Annotated in this window: 15 protein-coding genes; 2 read left to right on the top strand and 13 right to left on the bottom strand. The window is 38.7% G+C overall.

What is annotated here, in order from left to right:
- Positions 1 to 73 precede the first annotated feature (73 nt).
- The 4 genes from ACHFIY_RS03615 to ACHFIY_RS03600 all read right to left on the bottom strand — a co-directional run bounded on the left by ACHFIY_RS03615 (position 74) and on the right by ACHFIY_RS03600 (position 2,815).
- Positions 74 to 382 carry an NAD(P) transhydrogenase subunit alpha part 2 gene (locus ACHFIY_RS03615; protein WP_410844696.1) on the bottom strand — a complete coding sequence of 103 codons (309 nt, stop codon included), beginning with the start codon at positions 380 to 382 and terminating at the stop codon, positions 74 to 76.
- A 99-nt stretch (positions 383 to 481) separates the two neighbouring features.
- Positions 482 to 1,603: an NAD(P) transhydrogenase subunit alpha gene (locus tag ACHFIY_RS03610; RefSeq protein ID WP_410844695.1), complete on the bottom strand. Its 1,122-nt coding sequence runs from the start codon at positions 1,601 to 1,603 to the stop codon at positions 482 to 484.
- A 57-nt stretch (positions 1,604 to 1,660) separates the two neighbouring features.
- Positions 1,661 to 2,422, bottom strand: coding sequence for an O-methyltransferase (locus ACHFIY_RS03605; RefSeq protein WP_410844694.1), 762 nt, complete (start codon positions 2,420 to 2,422; stop codon positions 1,661 to 1,663).
- Positions 2,423 to 2,428: 6 nt separating this feature from the next.
- Entirely contained in the window at positions 2,429 to 2,815 is a 387-nt protein-coding gene (locus ACHFIY_RS03600) for a hypothetical protein (protein WP_410844693.1), read from the bottom strand.
- Positions 2,816 to 2,944: 129 nt separating this feature from the next.
- Between ACHFIY_RS03600 and ACHFIY_RS03595 the strand changes: the two genes are divergently transcribed.
- Entirely contained in the window at positions 2,945 to 4,621 is a 1,677-nt protein-coding gene (locus ACHFIY_RS03595) for a DNA polymerase/3'-5' exonuclease PolX (protein ID WP_410844692.1), read from the top strand.
- Between the two features lie 143 nt (positions 4,622 to 4,764).
- Here the strand turns inward: ACHFIY_RS03595 and ACHFIY_RS03590 are convergent, their stop codons facing one another.
- On the bottom strand, positions 4,765 to 5,565 hold the full coding sequence (locus ACHFIY_RS03590; protein WP_410844691.1) for a hypothetical protein: 801 nt from the start codon (positions 5,563 to 5,565) through the stop codon (positions 4,765 to 4,767).
- Positions 5,566 to 5,660: 95 nt separating this feature from the next.
- On the opposite strand from ACHFIY_RS03590, the gene ACHFIY_RS03585 reads away from it, so the two are divergent.
- Positions 5,661 to 6,863 carry an IS4 family transposase gene (locus tag ACHFIY_RS03585; RefSeq protein WP_410844690.1) on the top strand — a complete coding sequence of 401 codons (1,203 nt, stop codon included), beginning with the start codon at positions 5,661 to 5,663 and terminating at the stop codon, positions 6,861 to 6,863.
- Positions 6,864 to 7,119: 256 nt separating this feature from the next.
- Here the strand turns inward: ACHFIY_RS03585 and ACHFIY_RS03580 are convergent, their stop codons facing one another.
- The 8 genes from ACHFIY_RS03580 to ACHFIY_RS03545 all read right to left on the bottom strand — a co-directional run bounded on the left by ACHFIY_RS03580 (position 7,120) and on the right by ACHFIY_RS03545 (position 12,183).
- The gene (locus tag ACHFIY_RS03580; RefSeq protein WP_410844689.1) at positions 7,120 to 7,431 is read right to left on the bottom strand and encodes a helix-turn-helix domain-containing protein; all 312 of its coding nucleotides are present in this window, start codon (positions 7,429 to 7,431) and stop codon (positions 7,120 to 7,122) included.
- Between the two features lie 69 nt (positions 7,432 to 7,500).
- Positions 7,501 to 7,803 carry a type II toxin-antitoxin system HigB family toxin gene (locus ACHFIY_RS03575; protein ID WP_410844688.1) on the bottom strand — a complete coding sequence of 101 codons (303 nt, stop codon included), beginning with the start codon at positions 7,801 to 7,803 and terminating at the stop codon, positions 7,501 to 7,503.
- Between the two features lie 91 nt (positions 7,804 to 7,894).
- Complete coding sequence (locus ACHFIY_RS03570; RefSeq protein ID WP_410844687.1) at positions 7,895 to 8,824, bottom strand: hypothetical protein; 930 nt, start codon at positions 8,822 to 8,824, stop codon at positions 7,895 to 7,897.
- A 193-nt stretch (positions 8,825 to 9,017) separates the two neighbouring features.
- The gene (def, locus tag ACHFIY_RS03565; RefSeq protein WP_410844686.1) at positions 9,018 to 9,599 is read right to left on the bottom strand and encodes a peptide deformylase; all 582 of its coding nucleotides are present in this window, start codon (positions 9,597 to 9,599) and stop codon (positions 9,018 to 9,020) included.
- Between the two features lie 355 nt (positions 9,600 to 9,954).
- Positions 9,955 to 10,263 (bottom strand): nucleotidyltransferase domain-containing protein, encoded by a 309-nt coding sequence (locus ACHFIY_RS03560; RefSeq protein ID WP_410844685.1) that lies wholly within the window; start codon positions 10,261 to 10,263, stop codon positions 9,955 to 9,957.
- On the bottom strand, positions 10,260 to 10,661 hold the full coding sequence (locus ACHFIY_RS03555; protein ID WP_410844684.1) for a nucleotidyltransferase substrate binding protein: 402 nt from the start codon (positions 10,659 to 10,661) through the stop codon (positions 10,260 to 10,262). Before ACHFIY_RS03555 ends, ACHFIY_RS03560 begins: the two co-directional genes overlap by 4 nt.
- Positions 10,662 to 10,816: 155 nt before the next feature.
- Positions 10,817 to 11,314, bottom strand: coding sequence for a hypothetical protein (locus ACHFIY_RS03550; protein ID WP_410844683.1), 498 nt, complete (start codon positions 11,312 to 11,314; stop codon positions 10,817 to 10,819).
- Between the two features lie 56 nt (positions 11,315 to 11,370).
- Positions 11,371 to 12,183, bottom strand: coding sequence for a sugar phosphate isomerase/epimerase family protein (locus ACHFIY_RS03545; RefSeq protein WP_410844682.1), 813 nt, complete (start codon positions 12,181 to 12,183; stop codon positions 11,371 to 11,373).
- Between the last annotated feature and the right edge of the window lie 32 nt (positions 12,184 to 12,215).

The raw sequence follows: 12,215 nt of genomic DNA, 5'->3' as shown, positions 1-12,215 counted from the left end.
AATTATGAATTATTAATTATTTGCCTTTTATATATCGCATATAACTCATCATTCATAACTTATAACTAAAAAATCATTTCTTTTTCTTAAACATTTCCAGCATCCTGTCGGTTACAACAAAACCACCTACCACATTCAATGTGCCTAATATCACAGCAAGAAAACCTAATACCAAAGCAATATAATTGCTTTCGCTGGCTTCCCCCATAACGATAATAGCCCCGATAATCACCACGCCGTGTATGGCATTTGCACCACTCATCAAAGGGGTGTGCAATACGCTGGGTACACGGCCAATAACTTCTATACCCAAAAAAATCATCAACGCAACGATGTATATGATTTCTTGGTTTTCGTGAATAAAAGAGAGAATACTTACCATTTAATTATGAATTATGAGTTATGAATTAGGAATCAAATCAAGAATTAGGAAATAAGGATTGGGACTTGTAATTCCTAATTCTTAATTCCTAATTCATAATTATACCAATGTTTTTACCCTGTCGTTTACAATAGCACCATTATAGGTGATGCAACTACCTTTTACTAAATCGTCTTCAAAATTCAGGTTAATTGCACCTTCTTTTGTAAGGATTAGCTGCAGGAAGTTTAGTACGTTTTTGCCATATAATTTACTAGAGTCAAAAGGCATGGTGGAAGGTAAATTACTGTTGCCAACAATGGTGATGCCTTTATAAACGATGGTTTCATTGTTTTTTGTGAAAGGGGTATTGCCACCTGTGGCAGATGCCAAATCGATGATAATACTGCCTGCTTTCATATTATCCAGCATGGCTTCGGTCAATAAAATAGGGGCTTGCCTGCCCGGTATTTGTGCAGTTGTAATTACTATATCTGCCTTGGCTGCCGAATCTGCTAGTTTTTGTTGTTGCTTTTGCTTGTATTCTTCCGATTGCTCCACTGCATACCCACCTGCTTTGCTAGCATCGGCAGCGCCTTCTACTTCTATAAATTTTGCCCCAAGGCTCATTACTTCTTCTTTCACCGCAGGCCTTGTGTCAAAAACTTCTATTACGGCACCAAGCCTTTTGGCGGTGGCTATTGCTTGCAAACCTGCCACGCCAGCGCCTAAAATCAATGCCTTGGCGGGTGGTATGCTACCTGCTGCAGTCATAAACATTGGGAAATAGCGTGGGAACATATTTGCAGCTACCAATACCGCTTTGTAACCAGCAATATTTGCCTGGCTGCTCAATACGTCCATTGCCTGTGCACGGGTAGTACGGGGCAACATATCCAAGCTAAAAGTAGTAAATCCTTTTGTAGCCCAATTCTGGATGGTTTTGTACTGGAACAATGGCTGGAAAACACCTACCAACACTGCATTGGGCTTTAGCAATACCTCGTCCTCGGGGGTAAGCAACTGGATAGAAAACAAGAGGTCGCTTTGCTGCAATACTTCGGTTCTGGTAGCCAATTTAACCTCTTTTTCGCTGTAAGAGGCATTATTGGCAAAAGCACCGTTGCCAGCACCATCTTCTACCAAAACGGTAATCCCTTTTTTTATTAACGTGGCTGCTTGCTCGGGTAATAAGGATACCCTGTTTTCCCCTTGTGGTTCTTTTAAAATACCTGCTATCATTGCAATTGGTTAAGTGTTGCTTTTAAAAGTAATTTATGTTGAACGGTTGCAATGATACTAAAAACGAACGGCAAAATGCTGCTTTAGCAACTGTTCTTTCCTAAAAAAAAGAAAACCGATATTAAATAATTCTACTGCATACGTTCCCGTGGCGATATTTATTACTTGTTCCCATACTTTTTCATTGTTTTTATTGGCATGTATATTGGTTAAAACTAAGATGGTGCTGGTAGAAGCCTCTTTCAATTGTATCAATTCAGTATAATCAAAAGCTACGGTATCCATATTCAAATGAACCAATACAAAATCAGCATTGGTTAATTTTTCTCGATTAGCATCGAGGGAAAAACGATTTTGACACAGTATATCCGCATTGCGTATACCAGCCTCGCTAATAACCTGCTTGCTTATAAGTGCCAATAAAGGGTTTCCTGTAATATTTACCACTTTGTTTGCAGCATTGGGTGCAGCCAAATAAGAAGCGACAATGCCAAGGCTAGAGCCTATTTCCAATATAGTAGATGGCTTGTAAAACTCAACCATCCTGAAAAGCAATTGATGGTATTTGGCAGGCAACAGACTTTGCGCGAATGCTGAAACAGTTGTGTTTGTGCCATTGCAATCCACCATCCTATTATCTTTTAATAATTCCTGCTTAATACTTTCAATGGTTTCAAACACATAGTATTGCCTATCGTCGTTTAGCACCTCCGTTATAAACTCGTATACAAAAGGCGAGTGCATACCATGCCCTTTGCTGTTGGCGGCCTTGCAATAGAAAACCAATTGTTTATAAAGCTGTTGCAAAAAATGTATCATGAATTTTTATTCCTCCTTCTCCGGGTTTTTGGTAATGTTTACAGCAACCATGAACAATACAATGTAAGCACCTATTGATACCAACAACTCATCCCACAGCAACCAATAGCCCCAAGCACTATACAATATTGCTTTAGTGGGATCAGATGGTTCGTAAATTACCCTTGCTTCCTCTCCTTCTTTTATTGGCCTAAGTGGGTAGCTGGCACTAACAGTGTATTTTTTAATGCCTACCGAAAAAAAGGCATATGGCTGCTGCAATTGCGTGGTGCTTTCTTTCATGAAATGTATGGTTGCAGGCGACAATTCGCCATCAAAATAGTCAGGTTGGCGTGTAAAAAGCACATACAAACCAAATAGCACAAGGTATAAAATGGTAACGGTTTTGTACATATATGAAGCCCTTTTTTAAAGTTTGCTAAAGTAGGGTTAAAGGGGCAAAAGCAATTGGGTTATTTACTTCGTTTATTATTACTATCGCTTGCTCATTATCTTTGGTGGCTTCAAACAACATTTCAAATTATGACAAACGAGGCCATTGCAGATAATTTTTCTTTGTTGGGCAAACTGATGGATATACATGGGGAGAATAGCTTCAAGACCAAGTCGTATGCCATGGCGGCCTATACCATAGAAAAACTACCTGCGGAACTAGTGAATATGCCCGAGGATAAAATATTTGCCATCAAAGGCATTGGGAGTGCCATTGGCCAAAAAATAATAGAGCAAATAGAAACAGGTAAACTAACCCTATTGGGCGAATACATTGCCAACACCCCGCCCGGTATTTTGGAAATGCTTAGCATAAAAGGCATTGGCCCCAAGAAAATTGCCACTATCTGGAAAGAACTAGGCATAGAAACCATTGGCGAATTGCTGTATGCCTGCGAAGAAAACCGCCTGATGCTGTACAAAGGCTTTGGCGAGAAAACCCAGCAAAGCATCAAGGAATCTATTAATTTTTATTTGGGCTCGCAAGGCAGCTATTTGTACCAGCAGATTGAAAACTTTGCCATTAATGTGGAAGCCAAATTGAAAGCATTTTTCAAGAACCCGCAATTTTATAGTACAGGGGCTTTCAAGCGGCAGATGGAAGTAATAGACACGCTGGACTGGGTAACTACTACCGATAAAAACACCATCACGTCTTTTTTTACAAAAAATGGATATGAGCAAATGGCAGACAATGGCAATTATGCTTCCTTTAAAGGTCCTGAAAATATAACACTCGGCTTTTATACTGTCACTACTACTGGTATTTATAGCCAATTGTTTGCCACTAGTTGCATCGAGGCATTTTTTGAAGCATGGCAACAGCAATTTGATTGGGATGCAAATGCTGGCTACCCAAACGAGGAAGCTATTTTTGCTGCGCAAAACATCAATTACATACCTCCTTGCTTGCGGGAAACAGCGGAAATAATTAAGGAGGCAAAGCAAGCCCCCCTCCCATCACTCATACAAACCAAAGACATAAAAGGCATTATCCATAGCCATAGCAAATGGAGCGATGGGGCAAATACGCTGGATGAAATGGCGAAAGCCGCTATTACCAAAGGCTATGAATACCTAGTAATTAGCGACCACTCCAAAACAGCTTTTTATGCCCAAGGCCTAAGCGTGGAAAGGGTGCTGGCACAGCAAGAACAGATTGAAGAATTGAACACGCAGTTTGCCCCTTTTAAAATATTCAAAAGCATTGAGAGCGATATACTAAACGATGGCAGCCTTGATTATGAACCCGAAATATTGGCAAGGTTTGACGTGGTGATTGCCTCCATCCACTCCAACCTGAAAATGCAGGAGGACAAAGCCATGCTGCGCTTACTAAACGCCATCGAAAACCCATACACCTCTATTTTAGGCCACATGACGGGCAGGCTGCTACTTAGCCGGAACGGCTACCCTGTAAACCATGCCAAGATAATAGATGCCTGTGCCGCCAACAATGTGGTGATAGAGCTAAACGCACACCCCCGCCGCTTGGATATAGACTGGCGCTGGATAAAAGCTGCCTTGGATAAAAATGTACTTATCTCCATCAACCCCGATGCGCACAGCACCGATGGCTATAATGATTGTAGGTATGGTGTATTAGCCGCCCAGAAAGCAGGGCTTGCTGCCTCACAAAATTTAAGCAGCTTTAGCTTAACGCAATTTGAGGCTTTTGTGGAAGGGCAAAAGAAAAAGCGAGGGTAGTTTTATTCCCTCCAAGGCATGAAGAGAAAAAAGAAGCACAAAGAAAAAAGGCAAAAAAGACTTTTTTCTGTCCAAACGTTTAGCCGAATGATTAAACTTTTCCGGCGATAGCATCAGTCGAGGTTTAGCTATCTATTTAGCTTTTACCAAATTTTAAATTCAAATGTTTTATCTGCTTTTACAAATGCTTCATTTGAAGCTGGATAAAAATTTAATTGTTTCTTATTTTGATTACTTCTAGTACCCTTTACCATTTGAACACGCTCACAATAAAGAATTTCATTTTTAACTAATTCTTTCTTTAAACAAATATTTGCTCCTGCTGCATCAGTATTTGCACTTGGATAAACCAAGCCATCAAAGTCTATCATATCCTCTTTAGCCGCATCCATTATAAAATTATAAAAAGCTGAAGAAATTCTATAATACAGCTTTTTATTTTCAATTTTACAAAAAATATCGCTCATAAATTCCAAAAATTCAGTATAGGAATCTATAAAATCGTCCCTCATCCCAATACTATTTAAATCATTCTCAAAAGATTCTTTTGCAAATCTAAAAGTTTCATTTTGAGTAAAGCTTGCTTTAGAAAATGGAAGTATCACTATATTTAAAGGTCTTGCAACTATCCACCTGCTAACTGTTAAATATTTTAAATTCTCTGTTTCGTTTATTATAAAATCCATACAAGTTTCCGCAACTATAGTAGATATTGTAGTAGCATTTGAAGAAAGACAGTTTAAAGCCCCGTAAAAAACTTGTTGATCGTCATAATTGCATCTTCCCTGTTTTATTTCAACTTTTTTATATGATATTTCACACACTTTACTGAAAACTTCCGATTTTTTTGAAGAATATTCATTCGGTCTGCATCTTCCTATAAATGGGCAATTTAATTCATAATTCGGAAGGATTACCTTTCCAGCACAATAATTCTCAATCAAATGATAAATTATATCATTGTTGTCCGACAAAAAATAGAAAGAGTAGGAATTAACCTACCCTTTCGTTTGTTTTGCAGTTACCACACTTCAAAACAATGAATCAAAGTAACAATTATTTCGGACAGCATATTTTTTCGCAGCTAGTTTCTTTGTGCAACAAGTCAATTTTGTCCCCTGTGATCAAGCGTGCAAATGGGAACCATTACTATAAGCGGCTAAAGACCTACGAACATTTCATAGCCATGCTTTATTGTGTTGTAACAAGCAGCACCTCATTACGTGAGATTGAAGCTGGGCTTGGCATCGCACAAGGGAAGCTGAACCACTTGGGGATAGATTACGTGCCGCCCCGCAGCACATTGAGCGATGGCAACAAGAACCGCCCCTCGTGCGTCTTCAAGGCCATCTACGAGGAGCTATACCAATTGTACAAGGCGCGTTTGTCGGACAGCAGTTTGCCCAAGGCAGTGATGGAACGCCTGTTCCTGATGGATTCCACGGTTTTTGGCCTGTTCAAGGCCATCCTCAAGACCACAGGCAGGCATTCGGACAATGGGCGAAAGAAAGGGGGCATCAAAAAGAACACGGTGCTGCATGGCAGCTCCCTGATGCCCTGTTTCATTGATTTTTCCGCCGCTGCCGACCATGACCAGCACATTTACAAGTCATTGCAGCTGCCTAAAGGGTCTTACCTTGTTTTTGACAAGGGCTACAACAATTACAAGCAGTATGCAGCCTTTACCCATGCAGGCGTTTTCTTTATTACCAGGCAAATGGAAAATGCGGCTTACGATACCACGTTGGAGTGCCTCCACGATGACACCACGCCGGACAACATACTGAAGGAAACCATCATCACGCAAACGTATACCGACGAAAACGGGGACAAACAAACAATAAGGCTTAGGAGGGTAGCATGGTGGAATGAAAAACAACAGAAAGCCTACGAATTCATCACCAACAACTATGAACTGGATGCACAAACCATTGCATTGCTGTATAAATACAGGTGGAAAATTGAATTGTTCTTTAAAAAACTGAAACAAAACTTCCCACTTCAATATTTTGTGGGCGACAACCAGAATGCCATTGAAGTACAAATATGGGTATCGCTCATCGCATTGCTACTGCTATCTGTTGTACACAGGAACCACAATACAAAGATGGCGTTCAGCGTTTTCGTCACCATCATCAAATTGCACCTGTTCAACTATATTGGAATCAAGCAGTTACTGGAAGGATATAGGAAAAAACACCCCAAAAAACACCCTCAAACATCCCTGTTTGAATCGGGGTAGCCCCTGCTATGTGTTTGTACTTGATAAATGGGGTAACTTCAATATAGAATCGACTTAAAAACGGGACTAGTGTATTTTTGTCGGACAACAATGAAATTATATCTTGCTTTCCACTTGGATTTTCTGCTTCTTGTAAAATTTTTTTCTTAAAAACGTTTAAGTCCATAATTTTTATTTTATTGAAATGCAATTTGATTAATTCATTTCAATAAAAACCTATTTTACAACCCATCTTTTAGTCCAACATTAATAAAGTTCAATACTCTTTAATCAAGGTGTCATAAGAAATATGCAAATTATCATGAAGTTTCCTTATCATATTGATATTGAGTTTCCTAGTTTTATTGAAAATATCTGTAACACGGCTTTTGTATCCCAATATTCCCGCAAGTTCATTGTTAGACAGCCCTTGCTGCTCCATCCTATACTTAATAGCAGCAAGTGGAGTTGGTGCTTCTATCACAAAATGATTATCCTCATAAGTTTTAATTAGCAATGCTAGCACATCTGCTTCATCACTTTCGGGTGTGCCAGCAGATGCTTGGAAAATAGTTTCAAATCTTTGCATTGCTGAGTTATAATCCTTTTTTGTCTTAATTATTTTAAGTTGCATATAAATTAATTTTTTATTGTTTTATTAAAATAAGCAAACAGTTGTTGCATCTACTTTGTCGTACATAGCATGAGTACCGATAAATTTAATAAAAACCCAACCTTTAGGGTAATTTATTTCAACAATTAGCCTATAATCATTTTCATTTATTTTAAATACTGCACGTTGATTTTTCACAGTTCGTGCAGTATTAAAATCATTTGTTACATCGTTTGGCTTCTTCCAATTTTTTGATAATACATCGTGATACCACTTTTCCAATGTTTCCTTACAATCTGGGTGCTTTTTATAAAAGCCTATTAATGAACTGCGGTTGTAAATATTCATTCAAGTAAGTCTGTATTGTTTTACAAAAATAGGGAAAGTAACCATATTGGTTACTTTCCCTATAAATAAAAGTATAGAAAATTTTCTTTAGTTATTCCTTCCCAAAATCAAATAGCGTAGCTGTAAACAAGCCTCTCTCCCGCTTTTTAAAAATAACACCCCAGTTCCCCTTGTAGCGAAGCACTCTGGGTACTAACAAGCCATTAAAATGGGTCATTTCTACTTCCATGCTCACGTCAAAATCATAAACACCTGCTTTGTAGCTGAGCGAATAGTTCCTGGCAAGCACTTCCAACGTCCGCTGGTCAAACCAAGTAACCATATTGTCCACCACAATATCATCTACTTTAGGGCCAAGTGTTTCTTTTGGGGTGATGGAAAACACATAGCAGGTAGTGCCATGATAATCCTGTATATCTAATCTGTAATCATATAGCTTGTGCGCACGGTCGTCATACAAATCAAGCTTGTTGCCTACGAATGGGATGCCCGGTATTTTTTTGCCCGGGTTGAAGAAAAGGGTTTTTAGCTGTTCCTTGTGCTTGTCTATCCCAGTTTTGTCTTCTGCGGAAATGTTTGTGCCTGCTATAATATTTGTTTCGCCACATATCTTTCCTTTGGTAAAAAAAAGGGATGCGTATAGCTTAGCGGTAAGGTAGTTATAGTCGTGGGAGTCGGTGTACATATCCCCCGTAACCTGTTCCTGTAACACATTCATGGTGCGGCAACCGTTGGCACGAACCTGTTGTGTTTTGCTATATAGGGTTGCTTGTATGCCCCCCTTTTTGTCCAGCATTTTTATATCGTTGAAAGAACTGTAATTGAGTGTGCGCAAATTCTTGAACGCCTTGTAGAAACTAGTGTCGTCTTTTATTTGCTGTAATACTTTTTTATAGTCAAAGTTGTTCCTGACTACCACTTCTGGCAATGTCCATTTTTTATTGTCGATGATAATGGTCGTATCCTGCCCGTGAGCAGCTATAAAACCTATAATATAAATAAAAAAAAGGCAATATTTCATTATTTAATTACTACTCAGGTTCAAGTTAGATTAATCTGCCACAAAGGCACGAAGACACAAAGCGGCACAAAGTTTTAAGGAAAAAAAAGAAAAAAGAAGGAAAATTTTGTTATCAATAATCTTTTAACCTTCTTTTCTTAGTGTTTCTTCGTGTTTTTGTGACTTTGTGGCTAAAAAACACCTTATGGTAACATTATTTCTTCGGGAAACTCATTTTATAATCCACTTTTACTTTGCCTTTGGCAATATCGGTCAGCTTGCTTTGCAGCAGTTTCTTGCGCAATGGCTTTAGGTAATCGATAAATAACTTGCCTTCAAGGTGGTCGTACTCGTGTTGTATAATCCTGGAAGTAAGGCCAGTAAAAGTGTCTGTATGTTGTACAAATGCTTGGTCTAAGTATTCTACCACTATTGTTTCTGGCCGTAATACGTCTTCCCTTATCTTGGGTATAGACAGGCAGCCTTCGTTGTAAGCCCACTCCTCCCCTTTCGATTCTATTATTTTTGCATTAATAAATACTTTCCTGTAGCCGGGTTCGTCGTTATATTTGCCCTTGTCTTCATCCTCTTGGTTTTCAAAAATCTGCTTGCTGTCCATTACAAACAACCGGATGTCACGGTTTATCTGTGGTGCTGCCAATCCTACGCCATTGCTGCTGTACATGGTTTCCCACATATCGTCTATCAATTTTTTTAAATCGGGGTAATCAGGGGTAATATCAACGGCCACTTTGCGCAAAACCGGGGTGCCATAGGCTACAATGGGTAAAATCATAATTAAAAACTTCCTGTGTTAAGCAGGCAAATATAGCTTTTAGTGTTGAGTTTGTTACTACTCACCACATAGGCACATAGCCACATAGATAAGAAACTTGCAAGCTGTAATTGTTTTATTAGCATAAAGAGCACAGATAGGCTATTCAAAATGGTTTATTTTTTCGTAAATATCCTAATTTTAAAACCTATGTTAGACTTTTTTTCTATGCTTGAGGCTTTTTTATACCTGAAAATCTATGTGCCTATGTGGCTATGTGGCTATGTGGCTATGTGGTGAAATTATACCTGAGTAGAAACTTGAGTTTTAATACAAGGAACGCAGGCGAGAACATTTCAATAGGATAAAAAGGCCATCAGTTTCCTTTTTTGTAAAGCATTTGCCCTAAGCGGTTAATATGATTGGTTAGGCTTTCTGCATTTAATAAATGAAACACCGAAATATCGAATAAATACGGCGTGTTGAGGTCGTCTATATCTAAGGAAACATTTGAGCGGGTTCTATCGGTTACTTTTTCTCCTTTTATAGTTATGTCTATATCGCTCCCTTCCCTGTAATTGCCCTTTGCCCTTGAGCCGTATATTACAACTTCTTCTATTTCGGGGTATTTTAAAAACACCGAGTTTATTTTATCTATTGTTGTTTCTGTCAATCCAAATTTCATAAGTAAGTTTTCATTTTTTGGTAAAATGCAGCTAATAATGGATAATACAATCTGGTTATCAGCGTGTATTCTTGGGTCAATATTTCTCCCACATAAGTATGTACTGTCTTGTTCCTGCTTTCTATCATATCCATCCAAACCTGCCCATCTGTAATTAACCCATTTTGAAAAGCGTGCCGCACTGCATTCCTGGATCCTATTATTCCTTTTATGCCTTTATCTTCTAAAAAGTCTTTCATTACTTTCCAAGATAATTCATGTGTAAATTCAAACCGCTGGATAGTGCCTTCTTTTTCCAGGTCATTTGGAGTTTTCAACTGTACTACCGCATACTCAAAATGTGAAAAAGCATTACTAAAATTTTCAAACCTTTGTTTCCATCTTGTATCCTCTTCCATAGCTTATTTATAAATTCATAAAAAGTCTTTAGCCACACTTATTCCCTGTTCTACAATGGGTAAAATTATCATTAAAAACTTCCTTTGTTAAGCATGCAAATATAAGTTTTAGATTTCAGTTTTGCCACAACCCATAACCCAAGGCAAGCCATAGCTTACTTAAAGTGGCCGAGCGTGTCGTCAACCAAATGTGCTATTTCTAAAAAGTTATTCGCAAGCCCTATAATATCTGCTTGCAAATTTTCCAAGTCGGTTTTTAGCCAGCCCTCCATTAGTGTTAATGGCCCAAAGTTTACGCTTACATTTTTCCATTGATGCTCAAATTCTTTAAAGCTGCTTCTAAAAATGCTTGCAAATTTCCTGCTTTGTATACAATACCCTTTCAGCTGCCTTAGTTTCAAGGCATGTATATTGTAGAATAGTTTTTGCTCTTCGCTGGCTGAAACACTTACCCAAACAGAAAAGAAAATCCTTGTTTCAGCAGTCAATGGATCTTGCAACTGGTTTGACCATGCCCTCTTATATAATTTCAAAACAACAGGATCCTTCCTATACTTCACAACAGCGACTTCTATTTGCTTTTGTGCAAGAAGGCTTTTGTCAAGTTGGCTGGCAGCCTTTTGAAATTTATCTAGGTAAAAAGAAGTGTCCACTAAAGTTTTTTTATTTTTCAGTTAACCCTTACCCCATACACTTTCCTAATAATACTTTATTGATACCTAGCCCTAAGCAAATTCATCATAAATACATTTACATCCCACTGGCTTACTACGGGCTGCTGGGTATAGGGTAGCAATGGCAAATAGGGCGGTGCCCCAAACTCTGGCGTAATGGTAAGCAAAGGCGCATTTTCTTTTTGCTTTGTATCAACTATTTTGTCCCAGCATTGCAAATGAAAATCCAAGGCATATTTCCATTCAGGTGCCCTTGGGTCCGTAATTTGCGGCCCTTCTGTATAGCCCACGCGGCTATGGATATGGTCTGCCCTTAAAATAGCTAAGTCCACGGCCTCTTCCTGGTCATGTAAAAAAGTTTCCGCTGTGTTGCACCAATGCGATATATCGAGGGTTATGCGCAAATCGTCAATTTTCTCAAAATATTGCTGCGCAATATGCGCTGCAAAACTAAACTTGCCACGGTGTGTTTCATGCACTACTTTTATGCCTGTTGCTGCCGCAACTCCCCTTGCTATGGCTATAAGTTTTTCATTTTGTTCAAACGTGTAATAGTCCTTGCCTGTTTGCGTGTTGATGAGCAATGGTTTTGCAGATGCAAGGTTTAGCAATCGCTGCTCGTATTCTTTGCAATGGGTTCCAAAGTCTTTTGCAACTGTTTCCCAATGCTGAGCTATTAGCTTAAGGCCATGTTTTTCCAGCCCATCCAGTATTTCTTTTTTTTCTGCCTCATCAAAAGGCAAACTAGCTTCTATCCCGTCATAACCTGCGTTTTTTACGTTTAGCAAAAAGGAATCCCAACTGGTGTGTTCCTGACCCCAACGTGGGCAAAAAAATAATAATTGCATAAATATCTTTTTTAAGTTAAAATAAAGCAACG

The sequence above is a fragment of the Parasediminibacterium schistidii genome (genome assembly GCF_046546515.1).
Taxonomy (GTDB): domain Bacteria; phylum Bacteroidota; class Bacteroidia; order Chitinophagales; family Chitinophagaceae; genus Parasediminibacterium.
The sequence above is the reverse complement of the archived record's forward strand: the minus strand, read 5'-3'. Positions and strand labels throughout refer to the sequence as shown.

Bases quoted from the DNA above. Each gene is read 5' to 3' on its own strand.
- ACHFIY_RS03600 (WP_410844693.1), bottom strand. From the start codon at position 2,815: ATGTACAAAACCGTTACCATTTTATACCTTGTGCTATTTGGTTTGTAT.
- ACHFIY_RS03610 (WP_410844695.1), bottom strand. From the start codon at position 1,603: ATGATAGCAGGTATTTTAAAAGAACCACAAGGGGAAAACAGGGTATCC.
- ACHFIY_RS03575 (WP_410844688.1), bottom strand. From the start codon at position 7,803: ATGAATATTTACAACCGCAGTTCATTAATAGGCTTTTATAAAAAGCAC.
- ACHFIY_RS03560 (WP_410844685.1), bottom strand. From the start codon at position 10,263: ATGAAATTTGGATTGACAGAAACAACAATAGATAAAATAAACTCGGTG.
- ACHFIY_RS03585 (WP_410844690.1), top strand. From the start codon at position 5,661: ATGAATCAAAGTAACAATTATTTCGGACAGCATATTTTTTCGCAGCTA.
- ACHFIY_RS03615 (WP_410844696.1), bottom strand. From the start codon at position 382: ATGGTAAGTATTCTCTCTTTTATTCACGAAAACCAAGAAATCATATAC.
- ACHFIY_RS03570 (WP_410844687.1), bottom strand. From the start codon at position 8,824: ATGAAATATTGCCTTTTTTTTATTTATATTATAGGTTTTATAGCTGCT.
- ACHFIY_RS03545 (WP_410844682.1), bottom strand. From the start codon at position 12,183: ATGCAATTATTATTTTTTTGCCCACGTTGGGGTCAGGAACACACCAGT.
- def (WP_410844686.1), bottom strand. From the start codon at position 9,599: ATGATTTTACCCATTGTAGCCTATGGCACCCCGGTTTTGCGCAAAGTG.
- ACHFIY_RS03555 (WP_410844684.1), bottom strand. From the start codon at position 10,661: ATGGAAGAGGATACAAGATGGAAACAAAGGTTTGAAAATTTTAGTAAT.
- ACHFIY_RS03580 (WP_410844689.1), bottom strand. From the start codon at position 7,431: ATGCAAAGATTTGAAACTATTTTCCAAGCATCTGCTGGCACACCCGAA.
- ACHFIY_RS03605 (WP_410844694.1), bottom strand. From the start codon at position 2,422: ATGATACATTTTTTGCAACAGCTTTATAAACAATTGGTTTTCTATTGC.
- ACHFIY_RS03595 (WP_410844692.1), top strand. From the start codon at position 2,945: ATGACAAACGAGGCCATTGCAGATAATTTTTCTTTGTTGGGCAAACTG.